At 70.5% G+C, this 17,097-nt stretch carries 17 protein-coding genes and 1 tRNA gene; 5 read left to right on the forward strand and 13 right to left on the reverse strand.

Annotation, left to right across the window (positions count from 1 at the left end):
- Positions 1 to 154: 154 nt before the first annotated feature.
- Together KV557_RS00360 and KV557_RS00365 are read right to left on the reverse strand one after the other, a co-directional pair.
- Positions 155 to 523, reverse strand: a complete 369-nt coding sequence (locus KV557_RS00360) for a hypothetical protein (RefSeq protein WP_218197508.1) — start codon at positions 521 to 523, stop codon at positions 155 to 157.
- Positions 524 to 632: 109 nt separating this feature from the next.
- On the reverse strand, positions 633 to 1,478 hold the full coding sequence (locus KV557_RS00365; protein WP_256176744.1) for a hypothetical protein: 846 nt from the start codon (positions 1,476 to 1,478) through the stop codon (positions 633 to 635).
- Positions 1,479 to 1,582: 104 nt separating this feature from the next.
- Here KV557_RS00365 and KV557_RS00370 point away from each other — a divergent pair.
- Together KV557_RS00370 and KV557_RS00375 are read left to right on the forward strand one after the other, a co-directional pair.
- Positions 1,583 to 1,659: transfer RNA gene (locus KV557_RS00370), tRNA-Met, on the forward strand.
- 214 nt (positions 1,660 to 1,873) lie between these two features.
- Complete coding sequence (locus tag KV557_RS00375; protein WP_218197509.1) at positions 1,874 to 3,076, forward strand: hypothetical protein; 1,203 nt, start codon at positions 1,874 to 1,876, stop codon at positions 3,074 to 3,076.
- 104 nt (positions 3,077 to 3,180) lie between these two features.
- Here the strand turns inward: KV557_RS00375 and KV557_RS00380 are convergent, their stop codons facing one another.
- The 11 genes from KV557_RS00380 to KV557_RS00430 all read right to left on the reverse strand — a co-directional run bounded on the left by KV557_RS00380 (position 3,181) and on the right by KV557_RS00430 (position 14,614).
- The gene (locus tag KV557_RS00380; protein ID WP_308129696.1) at positions 3,181 to 4,233 is read right to left on the reverse strand and encodes an ATP-grasp domain-containing protein; all 1,053 of its coding nucleotides are present in this window, start codon (positions 4,231 to 4,233) and stop codon (positions 3,181 to 3,183) included.
- 218 nt (positions 4,234 to 4,451) lie between these two features.
- Positions 4,452 to 5,765 (reverse strand): MFS transporter, encoded by a 1,314-nt coding sequence (locus tag KV557_RS00385; protein ID WP_218197510.1) that lies wholly within the window; start codon positions 5,763 to 5,765, stop codon positions 4,452 to 4,454.
- A gap of 92 nt (positions 5,766 to 5,857) precedes the next feature.
- Positions 5,858 to 7,480: a relaxase/mobilization nuclease domain-containing protein gene (locus KV557_RS00390; protein WP_218197511.1), complete on the reverse strand. Its 1,623-nt coding sequence runs from the start codon at positions 7,478 to 7,480 to the stop codon at positions 5,858 to 5,860.
- Positions 7,481 to 7,572: 92 nt separating this feature from the next.
- Entirely contained in the window at positions 7,573 to 8,013 is a 441-nt protein-coding gene (mobC, locus tag KV557_RS00395; RefSeq protein WP_256176745.1) for a plasmid mobilization relaxosome protein MobC, read from the reverse strand.
- A gap of 259 nt (positions 8,014 to 8,272) precedes the next feature.
- Positions 8,273 to 8,506, reverse strand: coding sequence for a hypothetical protein (locus tag KV557_RS00400; RefSeq protein ID WP_218197512.1), 234 nt, complete (start codon positions 8,504 to 8,506; stop codon positions 8,273 to 8,275).
- 47 nt (positions 8,507 to 8,553) lie between these two features.
- Positions 8,554 to 10,134: a hypothetical protein gene (locus KV557_RS44755; RefSeq protein ID WP_374106578.1), complete on the reverse strand. Its 1,581-nt coding sequence runs from the start codon at positions 10,132 to 10,134 to the stop codon at positions 8,554 to 8,556.
- A 95-nt stretch (positions 10,135 to 10,229) separates the two neighbouring features.
- Entirely contained in the window at positions 10,230 to 10,793 is a 564-nt protein-coding gene (locus KV557_RS00410; RefSeq protein ID WP_218197513.1) for a WhiB family transcriptional regulator, read from the reverse strand.
- A gap of 96 nt (positions 10,794 to 10,889) precedes the next feature.
- The gene (locus KV557_RS00415; protein ID WP_218197514.1) at positions 10,890 to 11,594 is read right to left on the reverse strand and encodes an ATP-binding protein; all 705 of its coding nucleotides are present in this window, start codon (positions 11,592 to 11,594) and stop codon (positions 10,890 to 10,892) included.
- Positions 11,594 to 12,586 carry a hypothetical protein gene (locus tag KV557_RS00420; RefSeq protein WP_218197515.1) on the reverse strand — a complete coding sequence of 331 codons (993 nt, stop codon included), beginning with the start codon at positions 12,584 to 12,586 and terminating at the stop codon, positions 11,594 to 11,596. The genes KV557_RS00415 and KV557_RS00420 overlap by 1 nt, the downstream gene beginning before the upstream one ends.
- Positions 12,586 to 12,822, reverse strand: a complete 237-nt coding sequence (locus KV557_RS00425; protein WP_218197516.1) for a hypothetical protein — start codon at positions 12,820 to 12,822, stop codon at positions 12,586 to 12,588. The genes KV557_RS00420 and KV557_RS00425 overlap by 1 nt, the downstream gene beginning before the upstream one ends.
- Positions 12,823 to 13,855: 1,033 nt before the next feature.
- Positions 13,856 to 14,614 (reverse strand): IclR family transcriptional regulator, encoded by a 759-nt coding sequence (locus KV557_RS00430; RefSeq protein ID WP_218197517.1) that lies wholly within the window; start codon positions 14,612 to 14,614, stop codon positions 13,856 to 13,858.
- 325 nt (positions 14,615 to 14,939) lie between these two features.
- Here KV557_RS00430 and KV557_RS00435 point away from each other — a divergent pair, with 325 nt between their 5' ends.
- The 3 genes from KV557_RS00435 to KV557_RS00445 all read left to right on the forward strand — a co-directional run bounded on the left by KV557_RS00435 (position 14,940) and on the right by KV557_RS00445 (position 17,095).
- A complete protein-coding gene (locus KV557_RS00435) occupies positions 14,940 to 15,395 on the forward strand; it encodes a helix-turn-helix domain-containing protein (RefSeq protein ID WP_218197518.1) in 456 nt (151 codons plus the stop codon).
- A 138-nt stretch (positions 15,396 to 15,533) separates the two neighbouring features.
- Complete coding sequence (locus KV557_RS00440; protein WP_308129697.1) at positions 15,534 to 15,974, forward strand: hypothetical protein; 441 nt, start codon at positions 15,534 to 15,536, stop codon at positions 15,972 to 15,974.
- Positions 15,974 to 17,095: an MAB_1171c family putative transporter gene (locus KV557_RS00445; RefSeq protein ID WP_218197520.1), complete on the forward strand. Its 1,122-nt coding sequence runs from the start codon at positions 15,974 to 15,976 to the stop codon at positions 17,093 to 17,095. The genes KV557_RS00440 and KV557_RS00445 overlap by 1 nt, the downstream gene beginning before the upstream one ends.
- Positions 17,096 to 17,097 lie beyond the last annotated feature (2 nt).

A 17,097-nucleotide genomic window follows, 5' to 3' on the forward strand; every position in this document is an offset into this window, starting at 1 on the left:
GGCCTCCTTGCCGAGGGTGTCGAGGTTCTCGCCGAAGGTGCAGCCGCCCCCAAGGCCCCCGATGGCGATAGTGGCCTACTTGCGCCGCCGGCCCTTCCCTGCTGTCGAGGGGGGCAGGGAAGGGCCGGCGGCGTTACAGCGGATGCGGCTCGGCCTATTCGGCCAAGTACACGCCGCGGAAGAGACCGTCGAAACCGAGGCCCCGGTACATCTCGTCGAAGGAGCCCCATTCGCGCTCCTCGAAGCTGTCGTTCCGGGCCTCGGTGACATGGTGGGCTTCCAGGTCTCGCTCGCGCCATTCGTGAGCGCAGCGGCACCGGACGAAGACCATGTCAGGGTGGACGTGGATGAGGAGCCAGTCGCGGGTCGCCTGGCACTGGGCACAGGAGATGAGCATGCCGCGAGGGCTCAGCGGGCCGGGATGGGGGACGGCCAGGGTGTCGGGGACGGGCTCGGCCGGCTGCGGCTCCTGGCCGTAGCGGAAGTGGGTGAAGCGGGACATGTCGTCGCTGCCGTCGGACATGGTCAAGGGCCCCCAACTCTCGTGATGTATGAGAGGAAAGGTCCATTATGTTGAGCTTTCTTCCCGCTTTGTCCGAGTTTTGGAGTGACCTGCGTCACTACATAGTGGGTCAGTGGCGTTGCACGAGGAGGGCCTCGGCGCCCGCCAGGCGGTCGTGCAGATCGTGGGCCTGGGGGTGGGAGTTGGAGGCCAGGGCGAGGCCGGCGGCCGTGATCGCCGCGATGGTGCGCTGGGCCACGTCGTGACGCAGCTGCGCCTGGTCGCCAGGCAGGTTGAGCGACAACCACACCCGCAGATCTGCGCCCGGAGAGAGGAGGACTTGGCCATCCGGTGGCGTGTGGGTGATCCCCGCCGCGGTCAGGGCTTCGGCGGCTTCGGCGCGCACGGCCAGGGCCCGGGCGAGGTCAACGGACCGGGCTGCGGTGTAGATCGCGGCGTGGAGCTGCCGGGTCGCTGTTTCGGCGGCGGGCACCGAGATGGTGAACGGGCCCATGGTGACGGTGTCGGCGCTCGGGTCGTAGCCGAAGCTCCAGAAGTCGCGCGCCACTTCTCGCTCGGTGGACCCGTTCTTGCGGGCGGTGGCTTGGGCGCCCCTGCCAGTGCCTCGGGCCCAGTCCTCGAAGTGGGTCAGGCCGTCGCGGATCTCCTTGATGCCCGGCAGTGCCTCTTCGAATTGTGCCTGAGCCTTGGCGAGTTCGTCGCCGACTGCCTCGTCGATGCCGAGGTCCGCGAGGGCGATCTGCTCCAGCTTGGCAGCCATCAGCATCTGACGCAGTGCGACCACGAGGGTTCGGGCGTCGATCTGCGCGGAGTCGAAGAAGCCCACTTGGGTGGGCTGTTCGCGCATGCGCCCGATGGTCAGGGCGACGGTGGCCTTCCACCAGTTCGCCTCGGACACTGCGATCGAGTACGGGTTGTCGGCCGGAGACCAGTCGTCGGCGGGCAGTTCGCTCATGTGTGCATGGTGGCGCTCGTCGCACTGCTCCCGCACGCATTTTCCCGGTCGGGCGAATGCGTTTCCCGTCATCGTGGTGGGTGGCGTAGAGTCTTCTCCACCGACGCGGGGTGGAGCAGCTCGGTAGCTCGCTGGGCTCATAACCCAGAGGTCGCAGGTTCAAATCCTGTCCCCGCTACCACGAAGGCCCGGGTCCGGAACGCAGCATTCCGGACCCGGGCCTTGTTCGTTGGGCCAGTTGACGGTGATGTCGCGGTGGCGAGCGACGAGGTGCTGGAGGCAGCACTGGGCCGTGGTGTCACCGGCGGAAGGGGCTCAGGAGCCGCTGCCCGCAGCCCTAGGCTGGAGCCTGAGCCGCCTCGACGGGCGGGGCGCAGCTGGAAGGGCGGTCGTTCATGGCGGAGCAGCTGGGTGTCGGTGTGGCGGCAGATCCGGCGGTGCTGGAGCTGGAGTTCGGCCACGTTCATCGGCTGTTGGATCCGGCGGCTTCCGGACTGCAGCGGTGGGAGGTCGTGGTCCACGCCGGCACCGAGCGGGTGGGGGTGTTGCGGGTGGCCCGGGCGATGTACTGGCTGGGTGGGAACCTGCGCGCTCGGATGGCCGATGAAGGTTCCTTGCTCGCTGCGGTCGCCGCCGAGCTGTTCATGCTGGACGGGTCGTTCAGCGCCGAGTTCGAGGAGGCCGTCGACATCCCCGGGAACATCCTGGTCGTCGAAGAGCTCGAGCTTGCCGCAGCCTGGGCCGATCCTGTGGTCGCCGCCTCACTGGTGTCCAGTGCGGTCGACCGTTTGGCCAGTAACGGCTTCGCCGTCGTGCTGCCCCGGTCCGGCGCTGTCGGGGTCGAAGGGGCCGCGCTGCTGGAGGAGGCCGGGGCGCTGCTGGCCGGCGAGGTACTCAGCAGCGAGCTGCCGATCATCGACACCGCCCTTGCGTCCCCCGAGGAGGCCGCCCGTAGAGTCCGGCGTCTGCTTGAAGCCCGCACTCGCAACGGTGGCCGTGACGTGGAGGAGTGGGAGGAGGAAGACGATGAGGAGGGTTGGGAGCTGACGGCGCGGACCCGTGCCGTGCTGCGTCTGGCTTTGGATGACCTGTCGGGTGTGGCGTGGGAAGAGGTCGCCGCGCTCGGTGACGAGGCGCTGAAGCCGGGGGCCGCGGGCCTGTTCGCGGACCTGCCTCGGGTGACGTTCCACCAGAACTGGTCATGGCGACGGCAGATGGCCCGGACGTTCGACGACCTGGCCGGCGATCTGGAGGCCGGGCGGGATCTGGTGCCGGGGTGCACGGGTGAGGAGATGGCTCTGCACCTGGCGATCAGCAGGGCGGAGCAGCTGGTGCGTGATCGCCCCCGGCTGGTCGCCGACGCCGTGGCCGCGCTTCCGGCGGACAGGTACGACTTCGACTGGGAGTGCTGCTCGGACCTGCTTTTCGAGGACCACGATGTGCTGATGCTGTTCGATGCTCGGCTGGACGGCATCGAAGACCCCACGGCGGAGGCGAGCCAGGCGCTCGGCATGGTCAACCTCGCCCCGCTCGACTGGTTCACCCCGTTCAACTCGGAGCGCGCCCGAAACCCCGAGCGCGGGTTCCGCCACGACTGACGCGCGTTGGTACTCCGGAGGCCAGGCCAGTACCGGGCCCCCGGCGAAACGACGACGGGGCCGGCGCACTGTGTGTGCGCCGACCCGGCCTGCGTGTGGGTCGGTCAGCTGTCGACGGCGATGTCGAGATGGTCCTCGGCGTCCGCCAGGTGCTGCAGGCAGCGTTCGGCCGTGGTGTCGGTGGCGACGATGTGGGCGAGGCGGGCGGTTCCGATCACGTCGGCGGGCGGGGCGGTGACCATGTCGCCGACCTCGCGTTCCCAGACCAGCCGCTCCAGCCACGGCGCAGTGGTGAGGGCCTGGTCGGCATGTGCGCGGGCGAGGCGGCCGGTGGCGGGGGCGTAGATCAGGCTGATCGCAGCGGCCGTGCGGCGGGTGGACGTGAGGTCAGGGTCGCGGCCGAGGGCGATGTCGGCGGCGGCGCGCGGCAGATCGATGCCGGTGGCCTGCCTGACCAGGTGCGGGATGAGGTCGCCGCCGAGGCGGCCGTTGACCTCGACGATGCGCGGACCGGTGTCGGTCAGGCGCAGCTCGACGTGCGAGATGCCGTTGGCCACTCCCAGCGCGTTCAGCGCTGCGATGGCAACGGGGCCGGCGAGGGCCAGGAGCGGATCGCCGGCTTCGACGCTGTGGCCGACCTCCTCGAAATGCGGCTCGGGGCCGAGCTGCTTGCGGGTGACCGCGACAGGGGTGGTGACGCCCCGAACCGTGACGCACTCAACGCTGATCTCGGGCCCGTCGAGGTACTCCTCGACGAGCACGCCGCCCTCCTCGCTGCCGTGGAGGTCTTCGCCTGCGGCCCGGGACGCGTGGGTGTAGGCGCTGGGCAGGTCGTGGGCGTGCTCGGCCTTGATCACGCCGACGCTGCCGGCGTGGCCGGTGGGCTTGAGCACCACGGGATAGCCGATCCGCGCGGCGGCGAGCTGCGCCTCGTGCAGCGTGGCGACGCGGGCGCTCGCTGCGGACGGTACGCCGTAGGCGGCGAAGGCCGCCCGGCTGGCCGCCTTGTTGCGGCTCGCTGCGGCGGTGGCGGTGCTGTTGCCGAACAGGTTGAGGCGGGCGGCGACGTGGGCAGCGGGGACAAGGGCGAACTCATCCCAGGTCATGACGCCGGCGACAGTGTGGCGGCGGGCCAGGGCGTCTGCGGCGGCCGACACCGCCGCCACGTCGTGGACGTCGGCGACCTCGTGGTCGATGGCATAACGGCGCTGCCAGGTCGGACGGGCGGGGTCGATGAGAACGACGGGCTGGTGCGCGGCTACCTGGGCGAGACAGTACTCGCGGTAGGAGCGGGCGCAGGTGCTGATGACGAGCAGGACGGGCGCGGCGGTGATGGAGATCCTCCGGTGCGGGTGGATGGGGTGTTGGCGCTATCTCAGGCAGCGCGGATCAGGGGGATGGTCGTGGTGTCCTCGTCGGCGGGATCCCAGGCGTCGCGGTGCTGGTGCAGGCCGCGCAGGCAGGCGGCGGTGGCCGCCGATACTCCGAGGGCGACGATCACGACGAGGGCCTGCAGGTGGGCGGCCGGCCGCAGGGCGACCAGCAGGCCGGCCAGCGGCAACGGGGCAAGGACGAGCAGCACGGTGGTGGCGAGCGTGGCCGCGAACCGGCGCTCGGGGATCAGCCGGGCCCTGGCGGTGCGCAGGACCACGGTGGCGGCGCCGTCGGCTGCCATGAGCGTGGCGACGGCGGTGGCGTAGGTTGCGAGGGTGGGGGCCAGGGCGCTGGCGAGGGTGGCGGCGCAGATGACAGCGGCCGAGGCGGCGCCGACGCGGAACAGGCCGTGGCGGTCGATCGCGCGGTGGGCGTAGGCGACGGCGGCCAATGAAGCGGCCGCGGCGATGCTCCACACCAGGCCGACGGCGGCGGTGGAGTGGTGCAGGTGGCGGGTGACGGTGATCGGTGCGCTGACCTGCAGCAGGCCGACGGCGAGGTTGGTCGCGGCAAGGGCCCCGACGAGCCAGGCGAGGGCAGGGGTGCGGCGGATGACGCCCAGACCGGCGGGCAGGCCCGCGAACAGGCTGCCGACCGGCGTCGTGTCGGCCAGGCGAAGGCGGGGCCGCTCGGCGTGAACGGTCAGCGCGACGGTGGCCGTCACCGTGGACAGGATCGCGACGGTGGCCAGCAGCAGCGCCGGTCCAGCGAGCAGCAGGAGGCCGCCGATCAATGGGCCGAGGAGCAGGCCGGCCTGGTCGATGCCGGTCATCACCGCTTGGACGCGGTGCGCCTGGTCGCCGGCGCGTCGGCTGGCCTCGCCGCCGATGGACTCACAGGCCAGGAACGAGCCTTGGGCGATCATGCCGCAGACGACGCCGAACGTGATGACCAACCAGGATCCGGCCCCGGCCGCCAGGCCGATGAGAGTGGCCAGGGAGATCGTGATGCGCAGCAGACTCGTGCCGAGGACGGCGCTCTGCGGGCGGTACCGGTCGATCAGCGGTCCGGCCCCGGTGATGGCGGCCAGGCGTGGCACCCACTCCAGGAGAAACGCCAGGCCCGTCCAGGTCGGTGAATGCGTGAGGGTGAGGACCAGCAGCGGCACCGCGTACGTGATCACGGCGGAGGCCAGGGCATCCGTTGCGCGCAGGACGTAGCAGCGCAGCAGCCAGTCGCCCTCGGCGGAAGGCGGGACCCGGTGCCGGCCCTTGCGGTTTGAACGCTTGTGGCCGGGGCCGTGTGGGAGGGCCATGAGTCTCCTTCGATATCCGGGTCAGGGGGAGGTGGATCGGGTGGTTGGTACGGCCGCCGACGGAGCCTTAGTGGCGTCCGTCGGCGGCCGGGTCAGCGGCGCCGCCGAGGGTCGGTGGCGGGTGCAATCGGAGCCGTCGCGCCGACGGCCGGGATCGGCCGGTTGGCTTCGGCGGGGCGGGGCAGCTTGGCGATGTGCCGCACGCGCCAGGTCAGCACGGCGGTAACGGAGTCGGCGGTGTCCAGCTCTCGCCAGGAGCGGGCACGCTCCAAGAGGACCTTGGGGTCGTGCCCGGCGGCCTCGGCCTCCGCCAGGGCAGCGGCCAAGGCGTCGAACTCCGGCTCGGCGAGCAGTTGCCGCCCGCCCTCACCCGGCACCGCACGGCGCAGGGCCTGCTCCTGGCGCTCGCGCACGGCCTTGGGCAGCTGCCGGCCGCGCTCACGCAGGGCGGCCATCGGCTGGGCGGCGGCCTGCCGGTAGGCGGCGCGCAGCTGGTCGGCCGCCGCACGCGCGGCGGCGGCCTGCTGGCGGTGGCCCTGCTCGGCGTGCCAGCGGCTTGCCGCGATCACCAGCAGGATCAGCGCCGACAGCACCGTCGCCGCAGCGGCGCCGTCCGGGCCGCGGTTGCTCGAGTAGCCGCTGGACAGCACCGCGCGGGCGGCGGCCCGCACCGTACGGGAGTTGGCGTTCGCGGCGCGCACATGCGAGCGCGAGGCCCGCTCATACGCCCGGGCGGCGGCCAGCAACTCCTGCTTCTGCGCGGGCAGGGCGGTGGCGGCCAGCGCGTCGAGCACCTCCCCGGTCGCCTGGACCACTCCGGCCGCGTCCTCGGGCTCGCCGTCGAGCAACTCGATGGCGTCCACGGCCGCGTCAGCAGCCAGGAGGCGGGCCGCGGCTGCCGGGGATCGACGGCCGGCTGGTGTCCGCCCACCGCTTGCTCCGGCAACGGAGCGGGAGTCCGCCTGCCGGTCCTCGATCCGACCCGCGAGGCGTTTGCGGATCTTGGGCAGAGTCAGGTCGGGGGCGAGCTTGTAGCCGCCGAACCACACCGGCTCGCCTGCGGCATCGCGTTCTCCGACCAGGGCCACGCTGTAGCCGAGAGTGTCACCAGAGGGGCCGACCTTTCGGTTGACCAGCACGCCGGCCTTCTCCAGCCGGGCGAAGAACTCGGCCTCGCTTGCCGCCCCGGCCAGGGCCTGGCGGACCGCGTCGCGCAGCTGCTGCCGGCTCGTGTCCGGCTGCCCCTGGCGCTGGGCCTTGTGCTTCTCTCGGTTGGTCGGCTCCTTCGCAGCCGTGCCGTCACCGGGCTTGAGTTCACGCAGCCCCCACTCCTTCTCGATCTTGCGGCATTCGGCCTGGGCCCGGTTGAAGTCGTTCTCGATGTCGGCCTTGAGCAGATCGCCGCGCACGATGGTGGCGGCGATGTGGATGTGGTTGTCGGCGTGCCGGACGGCGACCCATCGGCAGCCGTCCGGATCGCCGTCCGGCGCGATGCCGGCGGCGGCGACGACACGGCGCGCCGCCTCCGCCCACTCCTCGTCGCTGAGCAGGCGGTCTTCGGGGGCTGTCCGGATCGAGCAGTGCCACACGTGCTTCTTAAGCCGTCGTCGGGAGCCGCGCTGATCAACCCTCATGTCCAATGCCGACTGGAGCTGCTTGATGGAGGCGTTCGGATCCCGGCCGGGGTCGGGGGCGAAGCCGTCCCAACTGGCCACGAGGTGCGGGTCGGTGTGCTCGTCCCGGCGTCCCGGGCCGTAGAGGTAGGCCAGCAGGCCGTACGTGTTCGATCCGCGGGTGATGTTCGGGTTCAGGTCTTCTTCCGGTGCTTGAGAATGCCGGCCGCCGCGGTGTCGATGGTGGCGATGGTGCTGCGGATCGCGGTCAACGCGGCGACCAGGTCGGCCGGGTGCGGGAGACCGCCGGAGTTCAACTCGCGTGCGATCTGGTTGACGTTGTTGCCGACGCGGGCGGTCTGGCGTCGCGCGGCGGCGAGTTCGTCGATCGCGCGGTCGAGCTGGTCGTCGGAGTTGCGAGCGGTGTCGGGTCGGGATGCGGCGCTGAGTGCGGCGGTCGCGATGAAGCGGGCGACGGTCTCGGCGCGCTCGTCAGCGGCGCGGCGGATCTGGGCTTCTTCGTCAGCGCTCACGCGGAGCGTCAAAACGCGCTGGCGCTGGAGCGGCTCATGGAAGCGGCGGCGCGGACGACGCGCGACGGTCGGCTCGGCGGCGGCAGGCTCGGCGGTGGTCATCGTGGGCAGTTCCTGTCAGTTGTCCTGCCCGCCGATGCCCCCTGGCTGCGGCGAGCCGAGTGTCGAGGTCGAGTGCCCCCGCTCGACCTCGACACTCGGCCTCCCCCGGCCCTTGGGCGGGGGCGAGCCCTTGGAGTGTCCGATAGGACACTCCAAGGGGATAGCTCGCTCCGCCGTAGGCGGCAACCCGCCCGGGACCAGAGCCGGTTGGCTGTCGGGGTCAGGCCCGGACGAGGCGGGGCCGGCGGGGAGAGTGCGGCTAGAAGTCGTCGGGATTGGCCAGGCCACGGGCGGCGAAAGCAGCGATCAGGTGGTCCATCACCATCTCCTCGGTCTGCTCGCTGCTGAGGATCTCGACCGATCCGGTCCCGGTCCGACGCACCCTCCATCGGCCGTCGCCCAGCGGCTCGGCGCTGTGGACGTGGCGGTGATGGGCGAGGACGGCGACGAAGTCGGCCACGATGTCGCGGTCGGCGAGAACGGCGGTGCTCATGAGGTGCTCCGTTGGATGAGAAAGGGAGAAAGAGGAGAACGTGGGGCTCAGCGCCTCGGAGGCGGGGGTTTGTCGCTTCGCAGTGCCAGGACGATGTCCGCGAGTCGGTCGTTCGCCACGGTGAGGCCCTGGGACCGGATGCCATCGCGGACCGCCCGGTGGGTGATCCGGCCAGCCGCTGCTGCGGCTCGCCGGCCAGCCTCCAGCAATGCGGGGTCCAGTCCGTCCAGATTCGGACCGCCGGGCCTAACCCGCGGACCACCCGGAGCCGGACCACCCGGACCAGCCGGGGCCGGACCACCCGGACCAGCCGGGGCCGGACCGCTCGGACCGCCTGAGGCCGGACCACCCGGACCAGCCGGAGTCGGACCGCTCGGGGCCGCACCAGCCGGACCACCCGGACCACCCGGGACCGGACCACCCACGGCTGGACCAGCCGGGGCCGGACCACCCGGACCAGCCGGAGTCGGACCGCTCGGACCACCCGAGGCCGGACCGCTCGGACCAGCCGGAGTCGGACCGCTCGGGGCCGCACCAGCCGGACCACCCGGACCACCCGAGGCCGGACCGCTCGGACCACCTGAGGCCGGACCGCTCGGGGCCGCACCAGCCGGACCACCCGGACCACCCGGGACCGGACCGCTCGGACCACCCGAGGCCGGACCACCCGGACCAGCCGGAGTCGGACCGCTCGGACCACCCGAGGCCGGACCGCTCGGACCAGCCGGAGTCGGACCGCTCGGGGCCGCACCAGCCGGACCACCCGGACCACCCGGGACCGGACCGCTCGGACCACCCGAGGCCGGACCGCTCGGGGCCGCACCAGCCGGACCACCCGGACCACCCGGGACCGGACCGCTCAGCGCCGGACCGCTCGGACCACCCGAGGCCGGACCGCTCAGCGCCGGACCACCCGGACCACCCGGACCACCCGGACCACCCGGACCACCAGGGACCGGACCGGCTGGACCACCCAAAACCGGACCACCCGAGGCTGGACCAGCCGGGGCCGGACCACCGGAGTTGTGCCCGGACCTGCGCAGGATCCGGGCGGCGATGCGGTCTCGGAAGCGCGAGCCTTGGCGGTGCGCGGCGAGCTTCTCGCCGGCGCTTCTGGAGCGCGCCTTCTCGGTGCCGGCAGTGAGTTCCGCCCGGGTGGTGCGGGTTGTGCTGAGAGCGGTCGCTGGCGCCGAGGCGGGAGCAGCGAAGGTTTCGGGCTCGGCTGGACGAGCCAGTGTGATGCTGTCCGTAGCGATCGGCGAGGGCTCGGGGACATCGCTGGTGGTGTCGGTCTGGGGTCCGCCGTGGCGGGTGACGATGATGCCGAGGTGGACCGCGCCGGCGAGGGCCAGCGGAGCGATGGTGCTCAGGGCGCCGACAGCCATATCGCCCAGGCGTAGTCCGCCCGCTTGGCCGACGGTCTGCTGGTTGAGGCGGACTGCGTGGAGTGCGTTTGCCCAGACGCTGGTTCCGGTGGCGCCGGAGAAGAGCGTCCAGGTGTAGGCGCGGGCGGTCCACGGGGCCTCACGGAGGAGGACCAGGGCCCGCACGCCGTAGGCGATGAAGCCGTCGACTACGACCGGGAAGGCGTAGGTGAGTTGGCCTCGGACGTGGATCGCCTGTGCCATCTGCTGCAAGGCGTCGTAACTGAGGGAGAAGCCGAAGGCGCCCAGCACGCCGATTGCCGCGATATCCCACGGGGAGACCTTGGGGCGGCGCGGGATCACGCGGCCACCGCCAGGGTGGTCGTGGCAGCATGGCGCAGTTCTGCGGCGAGGGCGATCTCCTCGCCGCGCATGGACGCGGGGATGACGTCGAGCTGGGTGGTGGCCTTGCGGCGGCGCCTGGTGGCGTAGCTGTAGCCGATGCCCAGGGCCGCTGCCCAGGTGTCGATCGGGATACCGGCGTCGATAGCCACGCGGACCACGGACATCTTCTCCTGGTCGGTCAGGTGCGGCCGGTGGGTGTTGGTGAGGGTGGCGCGGACGCGTTCGATTTCGACTTGGCGACCTTCGCGGAAGGAGACGATCTCGCGCAACTGGTCCTCGGTGCGGCCTCCGCGGATCCCGTCGCGTACGCCGCACTCGATGGCGTCATCGAGGCACTCGCGGCGCACCGGGCACTGTTGGCACAGTGCGAGGGCTTGGCGGTGGGCGGCCATGCGGGGCTGGGCGAAGAAGATGTCGGGGTTCTTTATGCCGGCGCAGGCGGCCTTGAGGCGCCAGCGTGGGGAGCCGCGGTCCAGCTGGGTGTGTGCGGCTTCGAGTTCGTTGACGTTGGTGTTCATTCGGGGGTGTCTCCGGTCGCGCCTGGGTGAGTTGGCGCGCGGGCAGGGCGTCTCCCGGGGGCGGCTGTGCCGGGCCCCGCGCGGGATCGCTGGAGGTTAGAAGGAGGGAGCGCGGCGCCGGTCGGGTCCGGCGAGGACGGCCTTGTGGCACATCTGGCGCAGGCGGCTGGCGGTGCGGTCGCCGAGGAGACCGGACAGCTCGGCCGGGGTGATGTTGCTGGTGAGGATGGTCGGCAGCTGCTGCTCGTACCGGTAGTTGATCAACCGGTAGGTGGTCTCCTCGGTGAACTCCGAGGCCCGGCCGGCACCGAGGTCGTCGACCAGCAGCAGCGGCGTACGCTCCAGTTCGCGCATCTCGCGCTCGGGGTCGGCCCCGGGGCGCGGGCGCATCATGGCGTGCAGGGTCACCGAGGTGATCGCCTGCCAGCGCAACCGGACGCCGGCACCCAGCAGGGCACGGATCGCACCGTAGGCCTGGTGCGTCTTGCCGGTGCCGGTCTCGCCGAGCAGGAGCAGGGATTGCGCGCGGGCGATGCCGAGCTGTCCCTCCGGGCCCCGGCGAGCGGCTTGCTTGACGTGCTCCACCCAGGCGAGGACCTGCGTGTCGTCGGCCACCGCGTGCTGGTACAGCGGCGGGATGCGGCTGGCGGCCAGCTCCAGGGCGGCCTGGTTCGGCTGCGGCGCCGGGCTCTGCTCGGGCACGCCGATCACGGCGGGGTCGATGCCCAGGCGGGCGAACCGCTCGACGAGGCCGTGCAGGGCGTTGCCCGCGCGGCGCGGGTCTCGGTCGCGGCCGGCCATCACAAGTCCCCTGCGTAGGCGGCGGCCCCGGTGGCCGGGTTGGTCCACGCCTGGTACGGCGCACCCGAGCGGGCTTGGCGGGAGGTCAGCGCCTCTTGCACGAAGGACTCCAACGCGGAAGGCCCCTTGGGGTTCTTCGCGAGCAGCCGCAGACCGGCACGCACCTGCTCCACGCTGTAGCCCGCGGCGAGCAGCTGCTTGATCTCCCGGCCGAGGTGCCCGCGGAACCGCTCGGTGGGCTGCTGCGGGCAGGTCCGCACGTACTCGGCGACGAGGGCCTTGGCCCCGGTGGCATGCGGGTGCATCGCGGCGACCTGCTCGGCCGATGGCTCTTCCGGCGAGAGGGACTGGGCGGGCGCGGCGCAGCCGCCCCCCGGAGGGGTAGATCCAGGATCCGTGATCCTGGATCCGTTCTCTGAAGGTGTCGTGGAGGGTGTCGTGGAGTCCCCCGTGCAAGGGTCCTGGTGGTCGAGGTCAGTGGTGTCGGACATGCCCTGGCCGGTGGTCTCGGCAGTCGCGGTGATGGTCGCGGGGTGCGGTTCCGGGTGGCTCTCCGCGGTCTTCTTGCGGGTCCGCTTGGCGGGGACCGAGTTGTCGACGGCGGCTTCCTGGGTCTGGTGCAGCGGGCAGGGAGCCAGGCGGGACTGCGAGGGCTTGTCGATGCGTTGGTGCTTGTTGAAGTTGACGACGTGGAGGAGTTCCTCGCCCTCGTCGGCCGGGTTCACGTACCGGCACACCAGCCCGACCTCGGTGAGCTGCCTCAGGTCGCCCTCGACGCGCTCGGAGGTGTGGACGCCGCCGTCCCAGGACTTCTTGCGCTTCCAGATCAAGCCACGGACGATCCCGGCATCATCGATGTGCCGACCCTTGTCGTCCACGAAGTTGAGCAGGTAGATGAAGGTTCGCTCGGCCGTGAGGCTGACTTCAGCCAGCTTGGGGTCGCGGGCCATCTCGGGCTTGTGGGTGCGGATGCGCCCGTCGTGCGTCGCCATCAGCACACCGCCTTCGGGAGGCACCCGGCCGGAGCGATATGCCCGGTGGCCAGGTCGAGGTCGTGCTGGTAGCGCCAGTCGAGACCGGGCAGGTCGCAGGCGACCCAGCGGGCCACAGCCTCCTCGACGCCCTGCGGCAGCGGCACGTTCTCGCCTGCCGCGCAATAGGCGCGAGCCATCCAGAGGTCAGTGGGCTCGGAGACGCTGACGCGGACCACCGCCGTAGACGGTGCCACGGCGTGGATTCTGCTCTCGATCATCCGGACCGTGCCGCTGGAGACCTGAACAGATGCGGTCGGGCGGGCACTGGCAACGCGGGCCTGGCCGTCCCCCTCTTTACGCAGGGTCACAAACATGGCAGGCTTCTCTCTGTGCGTGAGCAAGTCGGCCGGGCTCGTCCAAAGGCAAGCCGACTGCTCTGATCGTGACACGAGTGCACGATGGCGTCTGGGAGTTCCCGCTCCCAGGCGCCTTTTCGTTGTCCTCGCGCGGTAAAAAGGCTGCCAATCGAGGCAGCCGTGCGATATGTTGAACCCCGAACTGACCCCCCGTCATTTACTTCAGCCACATCCCGTGGCGCGAAAATGACTCTATGTGCCTCGGCGGGAACCAGTCAACGAATTCGGCATATCTACGCGGGTAGTAGTTTCATTTCCCGCCACGCGGGAAATGATCACGGAAGCAGCGATTTCATTTCCCGCGTGGCGGGAAATGATCAAGCCAGAGTCCGTGATGATGACATGGACATGGGCGCAGGACATGGCCGCTGACCTGCGCCGGACTTGCACCCGCCCCACTACTCCCCCGGAGGGTCCGGCGGGCCGCTACTGGCGCACCCAGCCCCGCCCCCCACCAAGGAAAAGAAATCATCCGCGGCGCCTGCCTGGGGCCGTTCGGGGCACGTATCCGAGTCGCCGGGTGGCCGCATTTGCCTTGAAGAATGACGCAGACCACATCCCGGATTCTGGAGCCCCTGGGCATCCCGCCCGCTCTCGCGAAATCAGCGGCTAGAGTTCAGCGAAGGCATCCTGGCGAATTTGGTCGATCGCACCCGAGGAACTCCGCCCTACCGGCCAGCGAATGGAACTCGGGCGGAGCGGCCGTTTCTGGGTTCGCGAGCCGGTTATGCCTGGCGCCCGATCGACGGTAGGGAAAAGCCGTGGTCTGGGAGTGCCCCCCGGCACTCCCAGACCACGGCGAGTGTGTGAATCGGTGTCGTCGACGAGCACGCGCGAGCAGGTGCCGTCTGGCGGACGGCTTGACCAGCGGTCAGATGTGTGAGGTCGGCGCGGCGGTGAGTGCGCTCAGCTTCCGGGCGGTGTCGCGGGTGTGCTCGATCAGCTTGCTCAGGTCGGCCGGCATGTCGGCTTTCGGCTTGGCCAGCAGGACCGAACCCATGGCTATGTCGCCCCACATAACGGGTGCCGCGATGGCGTCCCAGCCGGGCACGACTTCCTCCTGTGCGACGGCGTACCCGCTCTGCCGGATCTGAGTGAGGGTCGCGGCGAGGGCGTCGTTGTCGCGGATGGCACCAGGTGCGGCGTCGGCGGGCAACTCTTCCGCGAACACAAGCTCCTGCAAGGGCGCCGGGAGGTGGGCGAGGATCACTCTGCCAGAAGCACCGGTGCGCAAGGACCGCGAGTGCGTGACCAAGGGATGAGCGAAGACACCGAGCTCGCCCGGGTCGAGATCTCCCCAGGCGTAGTCGGTGCAGAGCCGCCGAAGCCCGCCGAACGGCGTGAGGGCGAAGAGCAGAGCGGCGCCACCGGTCGCGTCGTGGAGGCCCGTCAGCAGTCGCTGCGTCGTGGCAGCACTGGGCACGTGCGCCATGGCGTGCATGGCGATCTTGATGATGGTCGGGCCGGGCCGGTACTTCCCTCGGCAGATCTGGTCGATGGCGCCACCGGATAGGCCGGACTGGAGGATGCGATGGACGGTCGAGTCCGGCATGCCGGTCGCGGTCGCCAGGTCGAGCACGCTCTGGTCACCGCCGTGGAGCATGCTGAACGCCTCCTGGAGGGCGAACACCCGAGCATGGCTGGTGCTGGCGCCGACCGGGCTGGACGGACTGGCCGATCGCTGCTTCGCCGGCGGAGTGAGGGTGGGCATCATTTCTCGCTCGCAGAGGTTCGGATGATCAAGTTGCCTCGCGCTCGTGGACGGCTCCCCTCCTGGGATCGCAACCCCGCCCTCCAACAAGCACATCCACTGCTGTGAAGCCTGCCGCGCGCCAGCCCTCGCACCAGTGGAAATGTCGGGAGCATAGCACCCTCTCCACTGTGGTGAACCCGCGCACCCGCCCCCCTTCACCCGGGTATAGTTGCCGGGTCCATCGACTAGAAAGGGGGACGCCTTGACCGAGCAGGAGGCCGGCAGCTTTGCCGACAAACTCAACCATCTGTTCCGGACCATCAAGCGCGACGACGGAAAGGAGTACAGCAACGAGCAGGTAGCCGCAGCCATCAGCGCGGACGGCGAGACGACCATCTCCCAGAGCTACATCTGGCAGCTGCGCAAGGCCCAGAAGACCAACCCGACGCTCACCCACCTCACGGCGCTAGCCGACTTCTTCGGTGTACCTGTGTCGTACTTCGTGGACGACAGCGTGACGAGCAAGATCGGCGGGAAGCTGGACGCCTTGGAAGCCGAGCAGCAGCGCGTCAGCAAGGCCATCGGCCGGGGTGAGGTCAAGCTGATGGCGATGAGGGCTGGAGAGCTGTCGCCGGAGCGGCTCCAGCAGGTGATGGGCCTGCTGGACGTGGTCTACCAGCTCGAGCAGGCCGAGCGCCGGAACGCCACGAACGACTGATCGACATCGAATTCAACCAACCGGCAGAGCAGGGGAGGGTCATGCCGTAGTTACACAGGAGAGACCTTGAACGAGCGAAAGCTCCGACGCCGCTGCAAACGGGACTTGCGGGCCCTGGACATACAGCCTCCGCTTCAGGTGGAGGCACTCTGCGAGCAGCTCGGCGACCAGCGCGGACGTCCGATCCGCCTGGTGCCGTACCCGCTTCCGACGCCCGGCCCGTTCGGCGTCTGGATCGCGACCGAGTCGGCTGACTACATCCTGTACCAGCAGGAGACCAGCAAGGCTCACCAGAACCACATCATCCTGCACGAGGTCGGCCACATCATGGCCGACCACCAAGGCGTCGACGTCGATGACTCCTTCCTGCAGGCGATGACCGGCAACTGCCCGGGTGTGGTCACCCGCGCGCTACGGCGGACCTCCTACGACGAGGAGCATGAGCGCCAGGCGGAACTCGTCGCCACGATCATTCTGGAGTGGGCATCCGTACTGGACCGAGTGACGCCCCGGCGGGCCAGTGATCCGTCCGTGCAGCGCGTCCAGACCGCCCTCGGTGACCGGCGGGGGTGGCTGTAGTGAACGCTGTGATGTATCTGACCGCCGCGCTCTTCCTCCTCGCCGTGCTCTGGAAGGTCTACCAGCTCTTCCAGGCCCCTCGGGACCGTGCCCTGCGCGCCGTCACAGCCTGCCTCGTGTGCACGGCGGTCTCGTTCTCCACGGGGTTTCCGCCCGAGAAGCATGCCCTCGATGGTCTGGTAGCCGGCACCGCCAGCCTGGTCTCGAACGTCCTGCTCCTGGCTGCCGTCTACTGGTTGCTGTCCTTCTACCTTCACTCCGCCACCGATCGCCAACGAGCAAGCCGCCGTACCCGGCTGGAGGCGGTACCGCTCTCGGTGGCAGTGCTGATCATCACAGTGGCGACCGTCGCCGCCCCGGTCGGCGTTCGTGGGCGCCCGTACGGGACCGCGGACCTGCATACCCCGGCAGTTGCGATCTTCTTCATGGCGGCGCAGACATACCTCGTCTACGCGTTCGCGACCACCGCCCTGTGGACCGCCCGCTGCGCCCGGATGTCGCAGCGGCCATCGAGCATCGGCCTGTGGCTGACCGCCAGTTCACTCGCCAGCATGGCGATGGCCAACGTGTGCCGCGTGGCCATGGACCTGATCGGCTGGCACGGTGACGCCGTTCCCGCCGGGCTGAACGCCGTCGTTGCGTTGCTGTTCGCACTTGCAGTGCCCGCGTTCATCATCGGTCTGAGCTACCCCGGGGTCATGCTGCGCGTGGCCGCCTTCCGGGTCTGGCGCCAGCACCGTCGGGCCTACCGGGGTCTTGGTCCGCTGTGGCAGATGTTGCATGAAGCGTTTCCCGAGGATGCCCTCGACCGCGCGCCGGCCCCCGGCACATGGCGCGACTTGCTCGCCCTTCGCGGGGTGCACCGCAACTACTACCGGCGCGTGATCGAATGCCGCGACGGCCTGGTGAGGGTGAGCCCGTACCTAGCCCAGCGGGGTGTGAAGGATGGCGCCGAGCCCGAAGACCTCGCCGGCCACCTGCGCCCGGCGCTGCGGGCCCGCGCGGCCGGTGAGCCCGCGACAAGCCAGGCGCTCGCCATCGCGCTGCCGACAGACGCCAGCCTCGATGCCGACGCGAGGCAGCTCGTGGCCCTCTCCGACGCACTCGCGACGCACGGATAGGA

The organism is Kitasatospora aureofaciens (assembly GCF_019192735.1).
Classification (GTDB): domain Bacteria; phylum Actinomycetota; class Actinomycetes; order Streptomycetales; family Streptomycetaceae; genus Kitasatospora; species Kitasatospora aureofaciens_A.